This is a genomic window from Caballeronia eucalypticola, from assembly GCF_047608185.1.
GTDB lineage: Bacteria > Pseudomonadota > Gammaproteobacteria > Burkholderiales > Burkholderiaceae > Caballeronia.
In genome coordinates, this window is record NZ_JBLKRU010000022.1 from 48,485 (window position 1) to 69,621 (window position 21,137).

21 protein-coding genes and 3 pseudogenes are annotated in these 21,137 nt (G+C 59.3%); 18 read left to right on the forward strand and 6 right to left on the reverse strand.

Going from position 1 to position 21,137, the window contains the following annotated elements; translation table 11 throughout:
* Window positions 1–95: 95 nt before the first annotated feature.
* Complete coding sequence (locus ACMX25_RS23695) at window positions 96–890, forward strand: FRG domain-containing protein (protein WP_414952489.1); 795 nt, start codon at window positions 96–98, stop codon at window positions 888–890.
* 109 nt (window positions 891–999) lie between these two features.
* On the opposite strand, the gene ACMX25_RS23700 is transcribed toward ACMX25_RS23695, so the two are convergent.
* On the reverse strand, window positions 1,000–1,206 hold the full coding sequence (locus ACMX25_RS23700; protein WP_414952490.1) for a hypothetical protein: 207 nt from the start codon (window positions 1,204–1,206) through the stop codon (window positions 1,000–1,002).
* Between the two features lie 453 nt (window positions 1,207–1,659).
* Between ACMX25_RS23700 and ACMX25_RS23705 the strand changes: the two genes are divergently transcribed.
* The 5 genes and pseudogenes from ACMX25_RS23705 to ACMX25_RS23725 form a co-directional block, all read left to right on the forward strand.
* Window positions 1,660–3,057, forward strand: coding sequence for an ANL family adenylate-forming protein (locus ACMX25_RS23705; RefSeq protein ID WP_414952491.1), 1,398 nt, complete (start codon window positions 1,660–1,662; stop codon window positions 3,055–3,057).
* A 137-nt stretch (window positions 3,058–3,194) separates the two neighbouring features.
* Window positions 3,195–3,746 (forward strand): glycine zipper family protein, encoded by a 552-nt coding sequence (locus tag ACMX25_RS23710; protein ID WP_414952560.1) that lies wholly within the window; start codon window positions 3,195–3,197, stop codon window positions 3,744–3,746.
* A gap of 203 nt (window positions 3,747–3,949) precedes the next feature.
* Window positions 3,950–4,279 carry an HdeA/HdeB family chaperone gene (locus ACMX25_RS23715; protein ID WP_414952492.1) on the forward strand — a complete coding sequence of 110 codons (330 nt, stop codon included), beginning with the start codon at window positions 3,950–3,952 and terminating at the stop codon, window positions 4,277–4,279.
* A gap of 67 nt (window positions 4,280–4,346) precedes the next feature.
* Window positions 4,347–4,550, forward strand: a complete 204-nt coding sequence (locus tag ACMX25_RS23720; RefSeq protein ID WP_414952493.1) for a hypothetical protein — start codon at window positions 4,347–4,349, stop codon at window positions 4,548–4,550.
* A gap of 484 nt (window positions 4,551–5,034) precedes the next feature.
* Window positions 5,035–5,766 (forward strand): annotated as a pseudogene (locus ACMX25_RS23725) (thiamine pyrophosphate-binding protein); the annotation flags it as partial.
* A 160-nt stretch (window positions 5,767–5,926) separates the two neighbouring features.
* Here the strand turns inward: ACMX25_RS23725 and ACMX25_RS23730 are convergent.
* On the reverse strand, window positions 5,927–7,027 hold the full coding sequence (locus ACMX25_RS23730) for an NAD(P)-dependent alcohol dehydrogenase (RefSeq protein ID WP_414952494.1): 1,101 nt from the start codon (window positions 7,025–7,027) through the stop codon (window positions 5,927–5,929).
* A gap of 153 nt (window positions 7,028–7,180) precedes the next feature.
* On the opposite strand from ACMX25_RS23730, the gene ACMX25_RS23735 reads away from it, so the two are divergent.
* The 8 genes from ACMX25_RS23735 (at window position 7,181) to ACMX25_RS23770 (ending at window position 15,493) form a co-directional block, all read left to right on the forward strand.
* Window positions 7,181–7,387, forward strand: coding sequence for a hypothetical protein (locus ACMX25_RS23735; RefSeq protein ID WP_414952495.1), 207 nt, complete (start codon window positions 7,181–7,183; stop codon window positions 7,385–7,387).
* 263 nt (window positions 7,388–7,650) lie between these two features.
* Window positions 7,651–9,132 (forward strand): aldehyde dehydrogenase, encoded by a 1,482-nt coding sequence (locus ACMX25_RS23740; RefSeq protein WP_414952496.1) that lies wholly within the window; start codon window positions 7,651–7,653, stop codon window positions 9,130–9,132.
* A gap of 78 nt (window positions 9,133–9,210) precedes the next feature.
* Window positions 9,211–10,710: an FAD-dependent oxidoreductase gene (locus ACMX25_RS23745; protein WP_414952497.1), complete on the forward strand. Its 1,500-nt coding sequence runs from the start codon at window positions 9,211–9,213 to the stop codon at window positions 10,708–10,710.
* A gap of 48 nt (window positions 10,711–10,758) precedes the next feature.
* Window positions 10,759–11,982 (forward strand): ABC transporter substrate-binding protein, encoded by a 1,224-nt coding sequence (locus tag ACMX25_RS23750; protein ID WP_213769179.1) that lies wholly within the window; start codon window positions 10,759–10,761, stop codon window positions 11,980–11,982.
* A gap of 59 nt (window positions 11,983–12,041) precedes the next feature.
* Window positions 12,042–12,812, forward strand: coding sequence for an ABC transporter ATP-binding protein (locus ACMX25_RS23755; RefSeq protein WP_414952498.1), 771 nt, complete (start codon window positions 12,042–12,044; stop codon window positions 12,810–12,812).
* Entirely contained in the window at window positions 12,812–13,576 is a 765-nt protein-coding gene (locus ACMX25_RS23760; protein ID WP_414952499.1) for an ABC transporter ATP-binding protein, read from the forward strand. The genes ACMX25_RS23755 and ACMX25_RS23760 overlap by 1 nt, the downstream gene beginning before the upstream one ends.
* 2 nt (window positions 13,577–13,578) lie before the next feature.
* Window positions 13,579–14,463: a branched-chain amino acid ABC transporter permease gene (locus ACMX25_RS23765; RefSeq protein ID WP_414952500.1), complete on the forward strand. Its 885-nt coding sequence runs from the start codon at window positions 13,579–13,581 to the stop codon at window positions 14,461–14,463.
* A gap of 10 nt (window positions 14,464–14,473) precedes the next feature.
* A complete protein-coding gene (locus ACMX25_RS23770; RefSeq protein WP_414952501.1) occupies window positions 14,474–15,493 on the forward strand; it encodes a branched-chain amino acid ABC transporter permease in 1,020 nt (339 codons plus the stop codon).
* Here ACMX25_RS23770 and ACMX25_RS23775 read toward each other — a convergent pair.
* Window positions 15,487–15,642 carry a hypothetical protein gene (locus tag ACMX25_RS23775; RefSeq protein WP_414952502.1) on the reverse strand — a complete coding sequence of 52 codons (156 nt, stop codon included), beginning with the start codon at window positions 15,640–15,642 and terminating at the stop codon, window positions 15,487–15,489. The genes ACMX25_RS23770 and ACMX25_RS23775 overlap by 7 nt on opposite strands.
* On the opposite strand from ACMX25_RS23775, the gene ACMX25_RS23780 reads away from it, so the two are divergent.
* Window positions 15,641–16,537, forward strand: coding sequence for a LysR family transcriptional regulator (locus ACMX25_RS23780; protein WP_414952503.1), 897 nt, complete (start codon window positions 15,641–15,643; stop codon window positions 16,535–16,537). The genes ACMX25_RS23775 and ACMX25_RS23780 overlap by 2 nt on opposite strands.
* A gap of 106 nt (window positions 16,538–16,643) precedes the next feature.
* Here the strand turns inward: ACMX25_RS23780 and ACMX25_RS23785 are convergent.
* A pseudogene (locus tag ACMX25_RS23785) lies at window positions 16,644–17,170 on the reverse strand (zinc-binding dehydrogenase).
* Here ACMX25_RS23785 and ACMX25_RS23790 point away from each other — a divergent pair.
* Together ACMX25_RS23790 and ACMX25_RS23795 are read left to right on the forward strand one after the other, a co-directional pair.
* Window positions 17,121–17,767, forward strand: a pseudogene (locus ACMX25_RS23790) (3-oxoacyl-ACP reductase); the annotation flags it as partial. The pseudogenes ACMX25_RS23785 and ACMX25_RS23790 overlap by 50 nt on opposite strands.
* 230 nt (window positions 17,768–17,997) lie before the next feature.
* On the forward strand, window positions 17,998–18,462 hold the full coding sequence (locus ACMX25_RS23795; protein WP_414952504.1) for a ribonuclease: 465 nt from the start codon (window positions 17,998–18,000) through the stop codon (window positions 18,460–18,462).
* A gap of 84 nt (window positions 18,463–18,546) precedes the next feature.
* Here the strand turns inward: ACMX25_RS23795 and nudC are convergent, their stop codons facing one another.
* Together nudC and ACMX25_RS23805 are read right to left on the reverse strand one after the other, a co-directional pair.
* The gene (nudC, locus tag ACMX25_RS23800) at window positions 18,547–19,491 is read right to left on the reverse strand and encodes an NAD(+) diphosphatase (RefSeq protein ID WP_414952505.1); all 945 of its coding nucleotides are present in this window, start codon (window positions 19,489–19,491) and stop codon (window positions 18,547–18,549) included.
* Window positions 19,492–19,727: 236 nt separating this feature from the next.
* On the reverse strand, window positions 19,728–20,156 hold the full coding sequence (locus ACMX25_RS23805; RefSeq protein ID WP_414952506.1) for a winged helix-turn-helix transcriptional regulator: 429 nt from the start codon (window positions 20,154–20,156) through the stop codon (window positions 19,728–19,730).
* A gap of 24 nt (window positions 20,157–20,180) precedes the next feature.
* On the opposite strand from ACMX25_RS23805, the gene ACMX25_RS23810 reads away from it, so the two are divergent.
* On the forward strand, window positions 20,181–21,038 hold the full coding sequence (locus ACMX25_RS23810; RefSeq protein ID WP_414952507.1) for an SDR family oxidoreductase: 858 nt from the start codon (window positions 20,181–20,183) through the stop codon (window positions 21,036–21,038).
* Window positions 21,039–21,137 lie beyond the last annotated feature (99 nt).

A 21,137-nucleotide genomic window follows, 5' to 3' on the forward strand; every position in this document is an offset into this window, starting at 1 on the left:
GACCGCTTCCGCCGCGCGCGGGCTCGTGTCCGCGCAGGACGATCAGGCGGGAAAATAAGGCAGAAAGCAGCGAGTGCTACTTTGGATAATTGACAATGCAAACCATTATTGTGTCGAGCTGGCAGGAGTTCATGAGTCTCACCATCGAGCTCGAGGGCTGGGCGTTTCGCGGTCAGCAGGATGCGCGATGGCCGTTGCAAAGTTCGTTATCGCGCTACCTGTCCGCATTCGTGCCTGATCGCTCAGCGTGGCGGATTCAGGAGCAACGCGCCATTCGCATCTTCAGGCGTAAGGCGCATAACTATCTCTCCGATGTCCGCGCGCTGTCCGATGACTTGCGTTGCCTCGGGCTGATGCAGCACCACGGCGCGCCGACCAGACTGCTCGATTTCACCAAGTCGCCGTTCGTTGCCGCGTTCTTTGCGCTTGAGCGCGCCGTGACTGACGCGGCTGTTTTCGCAGTCAACACTCCGGCGTTATGGACGGATCGTGCCGTGCCTGTTTCAGCGCCGCATCTTGTACGAGAGATGATCGACCCGCGCTTGCCCGGAAATTTCGAAAAGTTTTATCTCAGCGATGAAAACCCGGTGATGTGGTTTGGCGAACCCGCCGAGATGGATCAACGGCTGATCGCGCAAGCCGGCACGTTCGTATTGCCCGGCCTGCTGCATCAGACACTCGACGTGATCCTCGATCAATACACCTGCAGCGACGAATTGCTGCGCAAGATCGTGTTGCCGTCGAAATTACGCGACGAAGCCATGCGTTCGTTGTACAGGATGAACATCACGAACGCATCGCTTTTCCCGGATCTTGAAGGACTGGCACGGTCCATTGCGCTGGAACTGGAGATCGTGTGGCCGGCGCAAGTGGTGAAGGCGCGTGATTGATTTCGACTCCATCGGGGAGCGGAAATGTCTGTTTCACCTTGTATCCTGGCATTTTTGACACAGTAAATAAATTACGCAACGGAGAGGTTCACAAGCGAGCCGGTCGACTTCAGCGGGACATTCCCGCGAGCGTCAATTGATACCCGGCGATGAGTCCAAGGTCGTAAGCACTTTCAAGCGCACGGACAATATCGGCCGGCTTCAAAGCAATGCGGACGTCGGGCCATTTCGCGTCAAGTGCGAAGGGCTCGATGTGGAAACAATTCGTCGCGATCTCGTTCAGGCTGATAAGACGTTCGTCAATCAGAGCAGTCATTTTTCTCTCCCTCATTTTCATTTCATGCACGTCGATGATTCGATGAAAAGAACAGTAGTGTCGAAATATTAGGCACGAATGAGCGGCTCTCGATAACAACATCTCGGGACCATGTTGGTCATCTAATTCTGCGCTCATTTTTCGCTCGCATGATTCGTTCAACAGAAGGGCGGATTGGGTCGCAAAAGCACGCAGGCTGACAGCCGAACGCGCAGCGAGGCCGCCACCGAATCAGGGCGATGAACCGAAAAATGGACCAGTCATGACAAGTACCAGCGAAACAAAAAGGCGGCTTTATCTCGATGCATTACTCGACGAGCTGCATATGCGCTCTGATAAACCCGTGTTGCGTTATCTCCGTACCGACGTGACTGGCGGCGCGTTGCGTCGCTCTATCTTTCGCTATGCACGAGCACTCAGGGGGCTCGGTATTGGCCGGGGCTCGTTGTCGCATTGCTCGCGACGAATTGTCCCGATGCACTCGCTATCCGCTACGCCGCGAATCTTCTTGGTGCCACGACACTGTTCATGCCCGCGCTCGCAAATAGCGAACAGCAGAGGGCGCTTATTGCCAGAATCCAGCCTACGATCCTGGTCGTGTTCGACCAAACTGTTCACTTCGTCCCTGAAGGCGTGACTGCGCGCATCGTGCCAGTGGATTTCGGCGCCGATACCTTGCGGCTCGATTGGCTCGCAACAGCACAGTCGGATTTTCCAATGCACAGCCTCGCCATGCCCGACGAGCTCGCGGTACTCGTATCGTCAGGCGGCACGACCGGCGTGCCTAAATGCAGCCGGCGGTCATTCGCCACGTACTCGGCAATGGTCACGGCGGAGCGGGCGGAAGACAAGCGGCAACTCATCAATGGAGCGCTCGCCTACATTTCACAAGTGCTCGTGGACTCGACCTTGATAGGCGGAGGTACGGTCGTGCTCGACCACCACTACGACCCTGCAGCGACGCTCGAGATGATCGAGTTGGAACGCATCACCGACTTGCTGCTCGTCGAGCCACAACTCTTCGAAACGATGGATCATCCGGACGCGTGCTGGCGCGACCTGTCGTCGTTGCGCTCGATTGCGCACGTCGGGGGCTCGGCGCCTGCGGTTCTGCGACATCGCGCAATGAAGCGTTTCGGCCCAGTGCTCAAGCATATGTACGGCGCAAGCGAGGCGGGTCTGGTGAGTGTTCTTGCTTCGCACATGTATGAGCAGACCGGCAATCTGCCGTTCAGCGCGGGACGCATTATCAATGGCGTCGAGGTGCGTATTCGCCGCGCGAATGGACTGCATGCGGATGTTGGAGAAATCGGCAGCATCGAGGTTAAATCGCGTTCCGTGGCGCAAGGCTATTACGGGCAACCGGAAGCGGAGCCGCTCAAGTTTTGCAACGGCTGGTGCCTGATGGGCGACATCGGCTGCATCGACGAGCAAGGCAATTTGCATGTCCTTGGTCGTGCGTCCGATGTCGCTGTGGTCGATGGTATTTGTGTCAGCCCGACCAAGATCGAAGAAATTCTCTGCTGGTTGCCTGATGTGCGCTATGCCGCCGCGTATGCGCCAGGAAACGGGTCAGCGGGACCCACATGGAACGCGTTAGTTGAGCCACGGGCAGGAAGGCGAGTGGACGTCACGCGGTGCGCAAGCATTCTGCAAACCGTGTTTGGCAGGTCCATTTCGAACCGGGTGCGCATTGTCGTAGTACATCGCGTGCCGCAAACCGAACAGGGCAAGGTGAACCGGGCGGCAGTCGAAGCCGTGCTCCAGGATGGCCCTCGCCATGGAACGAGCCCTATGGAATCCGATAGGGAATCGCGTCGACACGAAAACGTAGCGGACGCTTCTCTGTGAATTGCCGCGATGAGCGGGAACCGGTCAGCGATGGACCACGCGGTTTCCGGCGCTAAAGGATCCTCACTCCCAGTGAAGTAATTCAGCGCTAATTCTTCGACGTCACTATTGCATCCATGTACTCACCGGATACCACCATCATGAAACGTTTACAACTTGTGTGCGCGGCAACTCCCTTGTGCCTGGTTGCCCTGGCTTTGACCGGATGCGCTGTCATTCCGCCCTCCGGCCCGACCGTGGTCGCATTGCCGCCGAAAGGGGAGTCGCTGAGCACGTTCCAGCAACAAGATTACGCGTGCAGGGATTATGCATTCCGCTCTGACAATGCCCCTCAGTCATCGGCAGCGGCGGCCAACGACGGTGTACGCACCGGAGCAATAGGCACAGTAGGCGGCGCGGCAGCAGGCGCACTTTTCGGCGCGGCAGCAGGCGATGCCGGTATAGGTGCCGCCATTGGCGCGGGCGCTGGTCTGCTGCTTGGCGGCGCTGTGGGTGCTAACGGTGCTCAAGCCACATCGGCCAGTCTGCAAGCCCGCTACGACGCCGCCTATTCGCAATGCATGGCGTCCAAGGGAAATCAGATCACGCACCCGGCCGCCTATGCGACTGCACCCATGTATGCACCGCCGCCTGTCCTTGTGCCCGCGCAGCCCGTCTATGGCTATCCGCAACCTTTCGGGTACTGGTAATAGCGACACCAATGCGAAGTCCACTGTATGCGATCGATGGCGGCGACATAATTTCCCCCTAACTTACCGCCTATACGATGTATCCAGTCAACGTGGTATCAGCTCCGGGCAATCATCCTTGAACCCGGGATATTGATTTATCAACAAGCGGGACTCTACTGCCACGAAGGTGGCAAGAGCCGCGACACCATCTGGAGAATGTTATGAAGCGCCTTGTTATTGCGACTGCAGTTTTGGCCAGTCTTTGTGTATCCCCCTTTGCTCTTGCCCAAACCGCAAAGCCCATCACGCCCGCACAAATGAGCTGCGGAGATTTCCTCGCTGTAGATGACGCCTACAAGCCGGCGCTTGTCTACTGGGTCTCAGGCGTCGACAAGCTGGGCGTAAGCGAAACCGTCACATCGGTTGTCGATGTCGCCACCCCGGTAGCCGCGATCGTCGGCGAGTGCACGCAGACGCCGAAGGCATCGTTGGCGAGCAAAGTGAAAGACCTGTACAAGAGCGGCCGAATCGCGCTGTTCAAACACAGCTAAGCAACGGCTGCACTTAATTTTTCACCGCTTTATGTTTGTTGTGTCATTCCCATCAGGACGATAGACCATGAAGATAAGCTATCCTCATAAAGTTGAATTGATTAATGCATCGAAAATCGGCATTGAACATGTTGATATGGCAATCGAAAAATTGAAGGCGGAATGTCCCGATGCGTTCCATACGGACAGCACGCTGGGAAAGCGCAGATTCCATCATAGACCGGCATCGGACACGCCTTGTGTCGGTTTTGTCGCCGATCTGGATTCGTAAGTGGGTCGTGACGGGTAGCTGCTTGGTACCCGGACGCGCGGGAGCATTAACGCGCGCTTGCGGCCAATCACCGTATCTACGCTTGGCACCGCCCACATGCTGGGCGGCTTCGCTTTTCCACATTCCCACGCCTGAAGTGTCTTTTGGACCATCAGGTTCAACGCCTGTCAAACACGCCTGATCGGGCGCCATCAGGCTTAGTCTGTTGCGCCGCCGGTCACATAATCTTCAGCCTAATTGCCTGAATGGTTCGACGCGGGTGTCCGTAAATGTATTTAGCCTTCACAATCGAACAAGGCCGTTTGCGCACGAATGCGGTCTATGGCCCAGATGTGGCTAATTTTGGACCATGCACCACCATCGGGACGGGACCGCTCAGGTCCAATCGTTGGCAGAATAGTTCTGTCCTTTCTCACAGTTTTTCCAGAAGCGAAAGCGCCCCCATGAGTGTGCTGGATGGACATGGCCCAACAATGAGCCAACCATGACCCGAAATCCAGTCATCACTTCACCACCCGGCCTCGGCACAACGAATGCGAGTGAGACGCTGTCGGGCGCCGACATTATCCTGCGCGTACTCGCCGAGCAGGGCGTCGACACGCTGTTTGGATACAGCGGCGGCGCGATATTGCAGACCTATGACGCGGTGTTCCGTCATAACGAAAAGAACGCGGCACATGCCGAGCGCCAAATCAAGTTTGTCGTCCCCGCCAATGAACAGGCCGCGGGTTTCATGGCCGCCGGTTATGCGCGGGCCAGCGGAAAAGTCCGCGTCTTCATGGTCACGTCAGGTCCCGGTGCGACCAACGCATTGACGCCGATCGCGACTGTTACGGCGATTCAATACCTGTCGTCCTCATTTGCGGACAGGTGCCGCGTGCTGCGATTGGCAGCGATGCATTCCGGGAAGCGCCCGTCTTCAACATCATGTCGGCGTGCGCTAAGCACGTGTTTCTCGTCACCGACCCAACCAAGCTCGAGCAGACACTGCGAACCGCGTTCGAACTGGCCCGCACCGGCCGGGACCGGTTGTCGTGGATGTGCCGAAAGACGTTCAGAACTGGACGGGACCCTATCATGGGCGAGGGACGCTGCATTTTCGCGGCTACTCCGATCAACTCCGGATGGTGGCGAAAGACGCGCGTCTGGGCGGGGAAAAAATCGCGGCCTCTTTGCTCTGTTACGGCAGAGAAAGCGGCCACTGCTCCATGTCGGTTACCGGATCGAGGCTGAGGCACATATCAATGGGAACGGGATCGAGTTGAACTGGGAACCGCCGGCCAATTCAACTGTTGAGGCGGAGTTTCCGTGGGAAGAGACGTTGCCGGGGTGATGCGTCCACGCGACTGCATCTGAAAATTTGCCCGGCTTCCCGATCAATGCGGTTTGATTGCCACCTTGAGCACACCGTCACGCTGATTTGCAAAGAGGTCGTAAGCGGCGGCGATGTCGTCGAGTTTGTAGTGGTGGGTCACTAACTCTCCCAAGTCGACACGGCCAGACGCAACGACGTTCAACAAGCGGCGCATGCGCTCCTTGCCGCCCGGACATAGCGCCGTGTTGATCTTATGATCGCCGAGACCCGCTGCAAATGCCGACAACGGGATTTTCAGATCAGACGAGTACACGCCAAGGCTGGAGAGCGTGCCGCCCGGCTTCAGAATGCGCAGGGCCGATTCGAATGTTCCCTGCGTGCCTAGCGCTTCGATCGACGAGTCGACGCCGCGACCGTTGGTCAGTTTCATGATTTCATCGACGACATCGCAGCTCTTGAAATTCAGCGTGACGTCGGCGCCCATTTTCTTGGAGACCGCGAGCCGCTGCTCGTTGCCGTCCACCACGATGATCGTGCTGGCGCCGAGCAACCGCGCGCCTGCGGTGGCGCACAAGCCAATCGGGCCCTGCGCGAACACGGCGACGGTGTCGCCTATCCTGATGTTGGCGTTCTCCGCCCCCTTGAAGCCGGTCGACATGATGTCCGGGCACATCAACACCTGCTCGTCCGTCAGGCCGTCCGGAATTGGAGCGAGGTTGGCCTGGGCGTCGGGCACCAACACATACTCGGCCTGCGTACCATCGATAAGGTTGCCGAAACGCCAGCCTGCCGTCGCCTTGTAGCCGTGGCATCCGCACAGCCCGCTGGCGACGAGGTAGCTGCCGTCTTGTGAGGGGTAGCCGTCCATCGCCGCGTACGAGTTGAAGTTGGGGCAGATCGCGCCGGCGATCACGCGCTGGCCCTCCTGGTAGCCGACCACTGCGCTGCCGAGCTTTTCGATAATGCCCACTGGTTCGTGACCAATCGTGAGCCCCTTGGCAACGGGATATTCGCCTTTGAGGATGTGGACGTCGGTGCCGCAGATGGTCGTAGTCGTGATGCGCATCAACGCGTCGTTAGGGCCAACATCGGGAATCCGCTTTTCAGTGACTTCGATACGGCCGGGTTGGACGAACACAGCTGCTTTCATCATGGAGGGCATGGCGTTTTCCATTTATTTATAAGGGAGTCGTACGCAAACAGGCGATACAACCAAGCAACTTATGCGCCAGTTGCTGGGGCATTTTTGTGCTTCTTGCTGCCACGGTATGAAGCGCAAGGTCAGGTCACCCATTGACCGCAGATCGTCTCACTGATGGACGCTTTCACCTGTCGCAAAATCGGTCACATCATCCAGGTGCCGCCGCATCATCTGTTCCAAATTGGAACGCTTTCGGTAACCGGTAATCACCAGTTGATGATGGTGGCGTTCTTGTCTCAAAGCGCTGAAACAGCGAGCCGGGAGATGGCCAGCATGGTCGATTCTTTGCAGCGAACAACGCATATCCCGCTCACCAATTAAGAAGGATTCCATATGATCAACTGAGCCGAATGAAAGCGATCCGTTGGCAGCGGTCAGTGATCCCCGCCCTACGGACGGCTTTCCAGCGACCTCGGGGAATCGAACGAAACGTCGCGCGAGCGTTCCGAACAAACATAAGATTCCAATTTGGCATTACCTCCGTACTTTTCATCGCTTGTAGTGAACGCCTGTGAATCGCCATAATTTTTGTCATGGTCCGCTTGGGCCGCGGCATATCAAATGACGTTCACAGGAGTCGAAGCATGGTTCAACGGTATCAGCTGTTCATCAACAACGAGTGGGTCGACCCGGTATCGGGCACATGGTTCGACTCGCTTGACCCGTTCTCGGGCGAGCCTTGGGCCGAGATCCCGCGGGCAGACGAAGCCGATGTAAGCCGCGCGGTCGAGGCCGCTTCGGCCGCACTCGAAGGACCCTGGGGCCGCATTTCCGCCACGGACCGCGGCTTGCTGCTGCACAAGCTCGGCGCGCTGATCGAGAAACATGCTGACGTGCTGACCGAAGTTGAAAGCCGCGACAACGGCAAGCTGCGCAGTGAAGTTGGGGGACAAGTCCGCTACATGGCGAAGTATTTCTATTATTACGGCGGCCTGGCGGACAAGATCCAGGGCGCCGTGATCCCGATGGACAAGCCCAAGGTATTCAACTACACCCGCTACGAGCCGCTAGGTGTAGTCGCGACCATTACGCCCTGGAACTCGTCGCTGTTGTTGACCGCGTGGAAACTCGCGCCTGCGTTATGCGCCGGCAATACGGTGATCGCGAAGCCGTCCGAGTACACATCGGCATCGCTGTTCGAACTCGCGAAGCTGTTCGTTGAAGCCGGCTTCCCGCCGGGCGTCTTCAACGTGCTGACCGGTTTCGGCAAGGAAGTGGGCGAACCACTTGTAATCCATCCGAAGGTCGCGCGGATCGCATTCACGGGCGGCGACGCCGGCGGGAAGGCCGTCAACGTGCTTGGTGCACAGCACTTCAAGCGCGTGTCGCTGGAGCTGGGCGGCAAGTCGCCCAACATCATCTTCGACGATGCCGACCTGACCCGCGCGGCCAACGGCGTGATCACCGGCATCTTCTCTGCCGGCGGCCAGACCTGCATGGCGGGTTCGCGCCTGTTGCTGCAGGAAAGCATTCACGACGAGTTTGTCGAACGCCTGATCGCGATCAGCAGCAAGGCGAAACTCGGCGACCCCTCTCTGCCTGACGTCCAGGTGGGACCGGTCGCGACCCGACCGCAATTCGACAAGGTCATGGAGTACATCGGTATTGCGAAGGCAGAGGGCGCGCGCTGCGTGTTCGGTGGCAACTCGCGCTCCGGAGAAGGATTCGGCGCGGGCCAGTTCGTGGAGCCGACCATTTTTGTCGATGTGACCAACGACATGCGCATTGCGCAGGAAGAAGTGTTCGGCCCGGTGCTCTCGGTGATCAAGTTCAAGGATGAAGAGGACGCGATCCGCATCGCCAATGACATCCGCTTCGGCCTCGCGTCGGGCGTGTGGACCCGCAGCTTGCATCGCGCCATGTTCATGTCTGAGCGCCTGAAGGCCGGCACCGTCTGGGTGAACAACTACCGCTCGACGAGTTTCACGACGCCGTTTGGCGGCTACAAGCATAGTGGCATCGGCCGCGAAGGCGGCATCGAAGCGGTCAAGGAATATCTCGAGACCAAGAGCGTGTGGATTTCAACCGATCTCGACATGCCGGATCCGTTCATCCGCAAGTATTAAGGCTGCGCAGAACGCGGCGCGGGATGATATGAAGAGACGTGAAACCTCGCGCCAACGAAGGACCCGAAGGAGACAGGAATGGAAATAACGAAAGGGCAACGACACTTCGACGTGCTGGTGATCGGCAGCGGCATCGCCGGGTTGTCGGCGGCGGTCGCAGCGGCGGCCGCAGGAGCGAAAGTCGCCATCATCGAACGCGCTAACGAAGAAGAATACGGCGGCAATACACGCTGGACCGAAGCGTACTTTCGCATGAAGAGCGAAGCCGAAGTGAGCGACGACTTCGAGGAACGGCTTATCTCGAACGCTGGCGACAATCTCGATCCCAACATAGTGGAAGCCATGGGCGGCGAGTACGCGTCATGGCCGCCGTATGTCAAGGCGCACGGCATGCCGGACCCGGAACTGGTGTTCGCGCTGTCGAGCCACGCCGCGCCCACCGTCGCGTGGCTACGGACTTTCGGCATCCGTTTCGACACACTGCCGACGTACTTCGTCACCGCCGCGGCGCCGCGGCTGATGCCGGTCGGCGGCGGCCTTGCAATGATCGAAGCATTGCTCGTGCAGGCGAAGAAACTGAACGTCGAAGTGTTCTACGAGACCACCGCGCGACAACTCGCGCGCGCGAACAGTGAAGGTGATCTGAGTCTCCAGGCGACCGGACGAGATGGCGATGCGCTTGCCTTTGCTGCGTCTTCGGTGATCGTGGCGTCGGGCGGCTTCCAGGGCAATCCGGAAATGATGACGCGCTATCTGGGGCAGGCGGCGAAGTTCGTGCGGCCCGTTGCGCGCGGCGGCTACTACAACAAGGGCGAGGGCATCCAGATGGCGCTCGCGGCGGGCGCGGCGCCGGCCGGTGACTTCGGCTCTTATCATGCGGAACCGCTCGATCCGCGCTCGGGTGCGACCGAAGCGCTGGTGATGAATTTTTCTTACGGTGTGCTCGTCAATATGTTCGGCAAGCGGTTCGTCGATGAAGCGCCCGGCCCGGTCGATGTCCACTACGACCACATCTCGCGCGCGTTCGGCGAACAGCCGAAGGGCCGCGTATATGTCGTGTTCGACAAGAGTATCGACGACGTACCGAACTGGAAGCGCAGCATCCGCACGGATCAGCCGGCTATCCAGGCCGACACGCTCAAGGCGCTGGCAGAGGCCTGCGAGCTGCCGGTGGACGCATTCATGAAGACCATCGACGCGTACAACGCGGCTTGTCCCGAGGGCAGGTTTTCGCCGCTGGAAGTGGATGGACTCGCGACACAGGGTCTGGAGATACCGAAGTCGAACTGGTCGCGTCCGATCAAGACCGGACCGTTCTTCGCCTACCCGATCATCCCGGGCATCTGCTTCACCTATGGCGGCGTGAAGACCAACAAGAGCGCACAGGTGATCGATGCCGACGGCCGGCCGATTCCCGGTCTCTACGCGGCAGGCGAGGCCGCCGGGCTCTACTACCAGGTCTACACCGGCGCGACATCCGTGATGCGCGGCGCGGTGTTCGGCAAGATCGCCGGCGAGCACGCCGCGGCACGTGCCGCAGCCCGGCAGGCATGGAACAGCGACCTGAGCGCCGAATGAAGCACCGGAATGACGCCTTGCAAGGCGATGACAGCAACGGAGACGGAAATGAAAGTGGAAAGAACAATAGGGGCGTTAGCCGGAGCAGCACTGGCGCTGTTCAGCGCAGCTGCCATCGCGCAGCCGGGGATGTCGGGTGATGTGGTGAGGATTGGCGTGCTGACCGACATGAGCGGCACGTTCTCGGACTTTGCGGGCAAGGGCGCGGTTGAGGCCGTGAAAATGGCCGTGGAAGATTTTGGCGGCAAGGTGAACGGCAAGCCGATCGAGGTGATCTCGGCCGATCACCAGAACAAGGCCGACATTGCCGCGAGCACGGCGCGTGAGTGGATCGACGAGAAACACGTGGACATGCTCGCGGACAACTCGGGCTCGGCCACGGCGCTTGCCACCATCAAGATCGCCAACGACAAGAAGCGTATCGCGATCGTCACCGGTGCAGGCACGACGCGGATCACCAACGAGGATTGCACGCCTTATAGCCTGCATTACAACCACGACACTGCGTCGCTAGCGAACGTGTCGGGTAAATACATCGTCAAGCAAGGAGGCGACACCTGGTTTTTCCTGACCGCCGACTATTCGTTCGGTTACTCGCTGCAAAGCGATACCTCGGCGGTTATCACGGCCAACGGCGGCAAGGTTGTCGGCTCGGTCAAGCATCCGTTCAACGCGTCGGACTTCTCGTCATTCATGGTGCAGGCACAGGCGAGCCACGCGAAGATCATCGGCCTGGCGAATGCGGGTTCCGACACGATCAACGCCATCAAGTCGGCGCGCGAGTTCGGCTTGCTGGGCGCAGGCAAGCAACAGCTTGCAGGGCTGCTGGTGCTCATCACCGACGTGCATGCGCTTGGCTTGCAGACCGCGCAGGGCCTCTACATCACGGAAGGCTGGTACTGGGACCTGAACGACGAAACCCGCAAGTGGTCGGCGCGTTATTACAAGCGCATGGGCAAGATGCCATCGGCGATCCAGGCGGCGGACTATTCGTCCACGCTTCACTATCTCGAGGCAATCAAGGCTACCGGCACCGACGACTCAGCGACGGTCATCAAGAAGATGGAAGACACGCCGGTCAACGACATGTACACGAAGAACGGCGTGATTCGCAAGGACGGCCTGCTGGTCCACGACATGTACCTGATGCAGGTGAAGACGCCGGCGGAGTCGAAGAAGCCCTGGGATTACTACAACGTGCGTGCGGTTGTTCCGGGCAACGAGGCTTATCCGTCGATCGCGAAGGGCAGCTGCACGTTTGCGAAGCAGTAGGCTCCCGCGCGCATCCAGCCCTCACGAACTTCACGAACCCCTATCGAGCGAGCGTGGCAATGCAGGATTTCATCCTGAAGACCGAGCGTCTGACGAAGGTCTTCAAAGGCTTTACGGCAGTTGAAGCGGTCGATCTTCATATCGAACGTGGTCACATCCATGCGCTGATCGGGCCGAACGGCGCGGGGAAAACTACCTGCTTCAATCTGCTGACGAAGTTCCTTGCACCCACCTCGGGACGAATCCTGTTCAATGGTCAGGACATCACCGCCGAGCCGGCGGCGCGGATCGCTCGCCGTGGCATTGTCCGCTCGTTTCAGATCTCGGCGGTGTTCCCGCACCTGAGTGTGCTCGCGAACGTGCGGATTGGTCTGCAACGCTCGCTTGGAACGTCGTATCACTTCTGGAAGAGCGGCCGCAGCCTTTCCCGTCTCAACGATCGTGCGATCGCGTTGCTCGACGAAGTGGACCTTGGAAGTTTCGTGGACACGGTTGCCGTGGACCTGCCTTATGGCCGCAGGCGTGCGCTTGAGATTGCCACTACGCTCGCGATGGAACCCGAGTTGATGCTGCTCGATGAGCCGACTCAGGGCATGGGCCACGAAGACGTCGACCGGGTGACGTCATTGATCAAGAAAGTATCGGCGGGCCGAACGATCCTGATGGTCGAGCACAACATGAAAGTGATCGCGGGTATTTGCGATCGCATCAGCGTGTTGCAGCGGGGCACGGTGCTCGCCGAAGGCAGTTACGACGAAGTGTCTTGCAACCCTCAGGTCATACAAGCGTACATGGGATCGGCAGTTGAGGCGCTTGAGGGAACGCAGTGATGAGCAGCGTGCAAGAGAGACCGGTCGCAGCCCGGATACACGAGGACGTACGAGCGGCCGACGAGGCTTTGTCGATCACCAGCCTGCATGCATGGTATGGCGAGTCGCACATCCTCCACGACGTCAATCTCACGGTGAAGCGCGGCGAAGTCGTGACCTTGCTGGGGCGCAACGGCGCCGGCCGCACCACCACCCTGCGGGCAATCATGGGCCTGGTTGGCACGCGCCGCGGCTCGATTCGCATCGACGGCGAGGAGACAGTCAGCCTGCCGACCTACAGAATCGCGCGGCGCGGCGTGGGATATTGCCCCGAGGAGCGGGGTATTTTTTCGTCGTTGACGACCGAGGAAAATCTTCTGCTTCCGCCGGTTGTATCGACGAAGCACGGGAGCATGTCGCTCGACGAGATCTACGCGATGTTCCCCAACCTCGCGGAGCGCCGGCACAGTCAGGGCACGCGGCTCTCGGGCGGCGAGCAGCAGATGCTCGCGGTGGCGAGGATACTGCGCACCGGCGCGCGATTATTGCTGCTCGACGAGATATCGGAAGGCCTTGCTCCCGTGATTGTCCAGGCGCTCGCTCGGATGATCACCATGCTGAAAGCGCGCGGCTACACCATCGTGATGGTCGAGCAGAATTTCCGCTTTGCGGCGCCGCTCGCCGACCGCTTCTACGTGATGGAGCACGGCCAGATTGTGGAGTCGTTCGCCGCCGCCGAGCTCGATTCGAAAGCGCAAACCCTCAACGAACTGCTCAGCATCTGACCATGGAAATTTTCGGCTTACCCATTCAGGCGCTGATGAGCCAACTGCTGCTCGGCCTCGTGAACGGCTCGTTCTACGCCATGTTGTCACTCGGTCTTGCGGTGATCTTCGGCCTGCTCAACGTGATCAATTTTGCGCATGGCACGCTCTACATGCTTGGCGCTTTCCTCGCCTGGATGTGCCTCAATTACCTGGGCATCGGTTACTGGTGGATGCTCGTGCTGGCGCCAGTCGTCGTAGGTTTGTTTGGTGTTTTGATCGAGAAAACCATGTTGCGATGGCTCTACAAACTCGATCACTTGTACGGGCTCCTGCTGACCTTCGGGCTCACGCTGATGATCGAAGGATTGTTCCGCTCGGTCTTCGGCGTGTCGGGCCAGCCGTATCCGGTGCCCGACGCGCTCGACGGCGTCACCAACCTGGGCTTCATGATGCTGCCCAACTATCGCGCGTGGGTGGTGGCGGCATCGCTCGTGATCTGCTTCTCGACCTGGTTCGTGATCGAGAAGACGCGCCTTGGATCGAGCCTGCGCGCCGGCACGGAGAACCCGAAGATGGTGGAAGCGTTCGGCATCAACGTGCCGCTGATGGTGACGGCAACCTATGGTTTCGGCGTGGCGCTGGCCGCCATTGCCGGCGTGCTGGCCGCGCCGGTGATACAGGTGTCGCCGTTGATGGGATCGAACGTCATCATCGTCGTGTTCGCGGTCGTGGTGATAGGCGGCATGGGGTCCATCCTTGGCTCGATCCTGACTGGTCTCGGGTTGGGTGTGATCGAGGGGTTGACGCGGGTGTTCTATCCGGAACTGTCGGCGACCGTGGTGTTCATCGTGATGGCGATCGTGTTGATCGTGCGTCCTGCCGGTCTGTTCGGTAAAGAGAAGTGAGGCGGGTGACATGAAGAAGCGTTGGGGTTATTGCCTGCTGCTCGCGGCGGCGTGCGTTGCGCCGACCGTGCTGTATCCGGTCCTGTTGATGAAGATTTTGTGCTTCGCGTTGTTCGCCTGCTCATTCAACTTGTTGGTGGGTTATGCCGGGCTGTTGTCGTTCGGTCACGCGGCGTTCTTTGGGGCGGCGGGCTATGTTGCAGGCTACGCGCTCAAGTCCTGGGGCGTATCAACAGAAGCCGGGCTCGCGCTGGGCACGTTGGCAGGCGCATTAATCGGGTTGGTGATGGGCGCACTCGCCATCCGGCGGCAGGGCATCTACTTCACGATGATCACGCTCGCGCTTGCGCAGATGCTGTACTTCGTATTCCTGCAGGCGCCGTTTGCAGGAGGCGAGGACGGCTTGCAAGGCATTCCTCGCGGCAGGCTCTTTGGCTTGGTCGACCTGTCGAATGATCTCGTTCTTTACTTCGTCATACTGGCGATCAGCGTGGGGGCCTTCGCGCTAATCATGCGCACGATCCACTCTCCCTTTGGCGAAGTGCTGCGCGCGATCCGGGAAAATGAGCCACGCGCGATCTCGCTTGGCTACCAGGTCGACCGCTACAAGATGCTTGCGTTTGTATTATCCGCGGCGTTGTCGGGCCTCGCCGGCGCGATGAAAGCCATGGTGCTCGGTTTCGAGACCCTGACCGACGCGCACTGGAGCATGTCCGGCCTCGTAGTGCTGATGACGCTCGTGGGTGGCCTGGGCACGCTGTTCGGTCCCATTGTGGGCGCGTTGATCATCGTCCTGCTGGAGGACAAGCTCGGTGATATCGGTAACTGGCTTGCCTCGGTGACTGGTGTAAACTGGTTCGGTACGTTGGGCGACTCGGTCACCATCGTCACGGGGTTTATCTTCATTGTCTGCGTGCTTGCCCTTCGCAAGGGTATCGTGGGCGAGATACTGGCGCTGTTCAAGCGTATTGAAACAGCGCGGCAGCGAGAAAAATTTCCCCGTCGGCGCAGCGATCATGCCCATCAATAAAGGTCGCTGGTGTCAAGCTTGGCGAGCTGCGAGGTGAAAAGCATTCCAATGCGCACCGCGCCGCGTATCGCGTTACGTACGGCAGCGGCCTTGTCTACGAGTCTATCGGGCAGGGAAGTGATGCGCAGAAAAATACCGAGTACCAGCATGCTGATCGCGTTCGAGTCCGCGGCGCGCCACCTGAGTTTTACCCACGCAGCAGAGGAGTTGTCCGTTACCGAAAGCGCGGTCAGCAAGAAGATCGCGTTGCTTGAAGAGTACCTTGCCACCCCGCTTTTTAGCCGCGTCAAGCGCCGCCTGCAACTGACCGATGCGGGCAGGACCTACAGCGCGCTCGTCCAGCAGAGTCTCGACAAGCTGGAGATGGATACCACGCTCGCAATGGGCTACGACGCCGGGCGCATCACGCTCGATCTTGCCGTGCTGCCCACGTTCGCCCTCAAGTGGCTGATGCCACGCTTGGGAGAGTTTGCGGCACTGCATCCCGACATCACGATCAACATCATCGCGCGTGAGGAGCCGTTTCTCTTTTCGGAGGAGGCGTTCGACGCAACGATTCATTTCGACCATCCCGTTTGGGCCAATGCGACCACGACGTATTTGTTCACGGAAGAACTCATCCCCGTTTGCAGCCCGGATCTCATTGGCGGGCTTCGTTGCGCGAAGGCGTCGGATCTCGCGGATTTCGTGCTCATGCACAAGACGGGGAGACCCGAGGCGTGGTCCCGTTGGTTCGAGCTGGCGGGCGCGCCCAATCCGAAAGCATTACGCGGTCCGCGTTTCAGCATGTATGCGTTGCTGATTGAAGCGGCTCGCGCGAAGGCGGGTGTGGCGCTCGTGCCCCGCAGCTATGTGCAGAACGAGATCGCGTCGAAGGAATTGACCGTGCCTTGGGAGATGCTGGTGCCGGGCGCCAAGGACTACTACTTCGTGGTGCCGGAGCAAAAGGAATCATCGCCGGCTATTCGTGCCTTTCGCGACTGGCTTCTCGATGCTTCAAAGCAATATCGTGGCGAACTGAGCGAGCTTGCGAACGAAGCTTAACCACCGATATTGATTCCGCCCGCGGGAACGTACTGGCGCAGCTTGACGTGCGCGTTGACGCTACGGCGCAATGCCCGGCAGCGTTCACCTGACTGCGAATTTCTGGTTAAGGCACAAGCACAATTTTCCCCGGCGCGTGCTTTCGACCCTCGAGCATCTCATGGGCAACACGCGCCTGCGACAACGGGAAAATTTCTCCAACCCGTGTTCGGAGCGCTCCCGTTTCAAATAACTCTGAAAGTGCAAGGAGCGTTGAAGTCGTGACGCTAACCAGCATGAATTTCGCACTTATCTGAGCTGCCGCCGCGCGTTCGGCTCGGCGGCCGCCGACACTACTTGTCCCCCAGGTTGGACGGCGTCAAAGGAACGATTAAGCGCGTCACCGCCGATCAGGTCGATCACGACATCAAACGAGTGCCGATATTCGTCGAATGATTGCTCGCGCACATCAATAACCTGGTTGGCACCGAGAGCCATGACGTAGTCCGTATCTCGACGCGATGCACTGGCTAACACGAAGGCGCCGGTGCGGTGGGCGAGTTGAACGGCAAAAGCGCCGACGTTCCCGGCGCCGCCTAAGACGAGCGAAACGCAGGCGAGGGCGCTCGTCGAGCGGCTCGGACCGCGCGTCATAGCGGTCCAGGCCGATGTCACCGATGAAGCGTCGGTCGCACGTCTTTTCGACGAAGCTCAGGCGAAAAGCGGCCGCCGGTGCATGCCGTGGTGAACAACGCACCCGCCAATTTCAGCTTCGATGGCGATGCGCGTCCGAAGATCGGCGATATCGAATGGGCGCGCTTTCAGCAGCAGATCGATGGTGCGCTCAAGGGCGCGCTCCACACGATTCAGGCCGCGTTGCCTGCGATGCGGGCCGCTGGTTTCGGCCGAATCGTCAATGTGGGGACCAATCTGTTCCAGAATCCCGTCGTGCCTTATCACGATTACACGGCGGCAAAAGCGGCGTTGCTTGCGCTGACGAGAACCGCATCGAACGATCTTGGACCCGATGGCATTACGGTGAACATGGTGTCGGGCGGCCTGCTGCGCACCACCGACGCCAGCAGCGCAACGCCCGAAGCCGTGTTCGATATGGTCGCGGGATTCACGCCGCTGCGCCGCGTCACGACGCCCGCCGAGTTCTCTGACGCGGTGCTGTTCTTCCTCTCGCCGTGGGCACGTGCGGTGACGGGCCAGAACCTGGTCGTCGACGGAGGACTGGTCAAGGGCTGAATCGCCAGTGTTTCCATGCAGCGACTCGGGTCTGCCGATTGCTTCCTTCCTTAGACGCGGCCCGACTCAGCTACAAAACGTTTCTGACTGCGACCTGCTTGATCCGCTTGCTTCATGATGGCCTTTAAAAAATTCCTAGGTCCACCGAGCATTGATTCGCTCGGCTATTAGCGATACTCTTAAATCGGTCGTGATCGCTGAATGCTGGTCAACCCGGAGATAACCGTATCGTGAAGCGAGCATGGGCTTTCTCTTGCATCTTCGCCTTGAGCGCGATCCTCGACGGATGCGGCAAGGATGGATCGCGAAACGCTACTCAGGAACCGGCCTCATCCGCGAGTGAGGCGTCGGCGCCACTTGGGCAGGCCGCGAGCGCCACACCCGCGGCATCGGGAACATCGGTTGCGCTGGCCACCATCGCTAAGGCGCAGTTGCCGGCGGAAGCAGGCGAAACACTGCGTCTGATCAAGGCAGGCGGCCCTTTCCCTTATGGCGAGGACGGCGTGTTGTTCCGCAACAGCGCCGCAATGCTGCCGCAGCATCCGCGCGGCTATTACCACGCTTACACAGTTCGCACGCCTGGCGCGGCGGATCGCGGACTACGCCGCATCGTGTGTGGAGGACTGCGCAAGCAGACTGGCGACTGCTACTACACGGACGATTACTACGTCAGTTTCAAACGCATTGCAGGATAACTTAAGCTAATTAAAATCGCCCCGGGCCTTCTGCAGAGCATGCGCCGGGGCGTTGCGTTTTAGATAAACGAGCTACAGGTATCCTCAGCCAAGCAGTACCGAGTCACCCTTCTGAACGTACGCCTGCAGCAAATGATGCGCAATGGCAAACGGCTTGGGCGCCGACAGCCCGTCCGCATGCGTTCCCGCGAGCATCGCCGCAGCCTCCTGGCGCGAAAACCAGCGGGCGTCTTCGAGTTCGTTCGTATCGACGACAATGTCGGTATCGCTCGCCTGCGCAAAGCAACCAATCATCAGCGATGAAGGAAACGGCCACGGCTGCGTCGCGAAATAGACAACCTGCGCACACTTCACGCGAGCCTCCTCCAGCACTTCGCGGCGCACGGCTTCTTCTGCCGTCTCGCCCGGCTCGACGAAACCCGCAAGCGCCGAGTACATGCCCGCGGCGAATTGGCGCTGGCGTCCGAGCAGACACCGTTCGCCGTCTATCACCAGCATGATCACGACGGGATCCACCCGCGGAAAATGGCGTGCGTCGCAAACATCGCAGATGCGTTGCCAGCCCGCTGCCGTAATGCGGCTTGCAGCGCCACAGTTCGCACAGAAGGAATGGCGTCGATGCCAGTCGAGCATCGACTTCGCCTGGGCCATGATTCCAAGTACACCCGCATCGACCAGGTCTTGCAGCGCGAGCGAGCGAAGATCGATGCGGTCATAGCCCCGGGCAGGCGAAGCGTTGTCTGGGGCCGGGTCGAGTTTGATGCCTAGCGCGAAGCGTCCAGCGCCGTCGGTGTCTACTCCGAGGAATACGCTATGAAGCGGCAGGCCGAAGGCTGCGGTCTCGCTGGGGAGGAACCACGGGTCACGTTCGCCGCCTCGCTTAAGCAAGGGGATGTCGCCATCGAAGATGAGAAAGCGCGTGGCGGTGTCGCCGCGCAGTTGCTCGATAAAGGCAAGGTCGTCCCGCTTGTCGGAGCGGCGGTCGAGCGGATTGAAGTTAAAGCCGATGGACGCAGAAAGGGCGGTCATCACGGTCCACGTATGGGTGGGAGGAGCCGCAAGTATGGCACGGGGTTTGGTCCGTCGCTTGGGGCTCCCGTTGACGTCGACGGGCAGGACGCCAGCCATTTCCCAGCCACTGGCTGGAGGTGCACCGACGTTTAGCCACCCTGTCACCGCGGAGCACTTCGCCAGGCTGATGACAACGCGCTGTTTTGAATTTGCACCGACGTAGCTAGCCGAACTTAATGCCGTGTCGGTACGCATTACGGCCGTACATCAAAATCTTGACGTGCCTTCTCTACCGCATCCAGATTGTTGGCCGCCCAGACCCAGACTCCGCAAAACGCAGCGCCGAGTGTAATCCCGAGGTCAGTGAGTTTGTATTCGACCTTCGGCGGCACGACCGGATATACCGTGCGTATCACCAGGCCGTCACGCTCCATTGCGCGCAAGGTCTGCGTGAGCATCTTCTGACTGATTCCCTCGACCAGTTCGCTAAGCCGGCTAAAACGCAGCGGCGATTTCTCCGCGAGTACGTCGAGGATCAACATTGTCCATTTGTCGGCGACCCGACCGATGAGATCCCTGACTAACGACGCAATTCGAGGATCAAGATCGATTGGCGGTGTCAGGCTCGCGTAGTACTGCGCGGCGGCGATCTGTTCCTTGGTGAACTCCGGGACTCGCTCCATCTTTACACTCTCCATTTGGTAAGTATGCAACTTTCAGGTGCCTTCTTCCCAGTAGAGAGTATGCGGGTCAAACTACGCTCGTGTTCACCAAAAATAGGGAGTGACCTAATGAAAATGATCGGCAGAACCATATTGATTACGGGCGGGACGAGCGGGATCGGCATCGAGTTGGCGCGGCAGTTGATTGCTCTGGGCAATACGGTGTTGGTCACGGGTCGGGATCTCGACAGGCTGGAAGATGCACGGCGCGCCGTCCCCGGACTCAATATTTTTCAGAGCGACGTTAGCGATCCAGCGAGTATCGAGTTGCTGTACAAAACCGTGTGTGACCGGTTTCCTGCTTTGGACACGCTGGTGAACAACGCGGGAACCATGCGTAATATCAAACTGAATCGGCCGCATCGGTTGGGTGACCTGACTACTGAAGTCGATGGAAATCTGAAGGGACCCATCTGGATGGTCCAGGCTTTCCTGCCTTTGCTTTTAAAGCAGAAAAACAGCTTGATCGCGAATGTGTCTTCAGGTCTGGCGTTTATTCCTTTCCCCGCAGCTCCTATATACAGCGCGTCAAAAGCCGCGCTTCATGCCTATACGCAATGCCTGAGGGCGCAGTTAGCCGACACCTGCGTGTCCGTCGTCGAATTGGCGCCCCCGGGTACCGAAACACCGCTATTTAGGGGCGAGTTTGCAGAGGAAATGAAAGGCGAAAAAGGCATGAAGGTCAGCGTGCTCGCGAGGCGTGCCATTGCGGGTATCGAAGCAGGGAAAATCGAAATTCGCCCGGGCGTGAGCAATGTATTGAAAATCGCGAGCCGCGTTGCGCCGCACCTCATGTTCCAGCAAATGGTAAAGCTCGGGCGTCCGAAACCGTCGGGCGTTTGAGCACGTCAGCACGTTAAACCAGGGCGAAGGGTTTAACGGCCTAGCGATCGCCGACAGTTGCTCCAACGCGGCGCACGGGAGTATCGTGAATCAAACACG

Coding starts and splice junctions, on each gene's coding strand:
- ACMX25_RS23695 (WP_414952489.1), top strand. CDS start 96: ATGCAAACCATTATTGTGTCGAGCTGGCAGGAGTTCATGAGTCTCACC.
- ACMX25_RS23700 (WP_414952490.1), bottom strand. CDS start 1,206: ATGACTGCTCTGATTGACGAACGTCTTATCAGCCTGAACGAGATCGCG.
- ACMX25_RS23715 (WP_414952492.1), top strand. CDS start 3,950: ATGAAGCGCCTTGTTATTGCGACTGCAGTTTTGGCCAGTCTTTGTGTA.
- ACMX25_RS23720 (WP_414952493.1), top strand. CDS start 4,347: ATGAAGATAAGCTATCCTCATAAAGTTGAATTGATTAATGCATCGAAA.
- ACMX25_RS23730 (WP_414952494.1), bottom strand. CDS start 7,027: ATGCCCTCCATGATGAAAGCAGCTGTGTTCGTCCAACCCGGCCGTATC.
- ACMX25_RS23735 (WP_414952495.1), top strand. CDS start 7,181: ATGGACGCTTTCACCTGTCGCAAAATCGGTCACATCATCCAGGTGCCG.
- ACMX25_RS23740 (WP_414952496.1), top strand. CDS start 7,651: ATGGTTCAACGGTATCAGCTGTTCATCAACAACGAGTGGGTCGACCCG.
- ACMX25_RS23745 (WP_414952497.1), top strand. CDS start 9,211: ATGGAAATAACGAAAGGGCAACGACACTTCGACGTGCTGGTGATCGGC.
- ACMX25_RS23750 (WP_213769179.1), top strand. CDS start 10,759: ATGAAAGTGGAAAGAACAATAGGGGCGTTAGCCGGAGCAGCACTGGCG.
- ACMX25_RS23755 (WP_414952498.1), top strand. CDS start 12,042: ATGCAGGATTTCATCCTGAAGACCGAGCGTCTGACGAAGGTCTTCAAA.
- ACMX25_RS23760 (WP_414952499.1), top strand. CDS start 12,812: ATGAGCAGCGTGCAAGAGAGACCGGTCGCAGCCCGGATACACGAGGAC.
- ACMX25_RS23765 (WP_414952500.1), top strand. CDS start 13,579: ATGGAAATTTTCGGCTTACCCATTCAGGCGCTGATGAGCCAACTGCTG.
- ACMX25_RS23770 (WP_414952501.1), top strand. CDS start 14,474: ATGAAGAAGCGTTGGGGTTATTGCCTGCTGCTCGCGGCGGCGTGCGTT.
- ACMX25_RS23780 (WP_414952503.1), top strand. CDS start 15,641: ATGCTGATCGCGTTCGAGTCCGCGGCGCGCCACCTGAGTTTTACCCAC.
- ACMX25_RS23775 (WP_414952502.1), bottom strand. CDS start 15,642: ATGCTGGTACTCGGTATTTTTCTGCGCATCACTTCCCTGCCCGATAGA.
- nudC (WP_414952505.1), bottom strand. CDS start 19,491: ATGACCGCCCTTTCTGCGTCCATCGGCTTTAACTTCAATCCGCTCGAC.
- ACMX25_RS23805 (WP_414952506.1), bottom strand. CDS start 20,156: ATGGAGCGAGTCCCGGAGTTCACCAAGGAACAGATCGCCGCCGCGCAG.
- ACMX25_RS23810 (WP_414952507.1), top strand. CDS start 20,181: ATGCAACTTTCAGGTGCCTTCTTCCCAGTAGAGAGTATGCGGGTCAAA.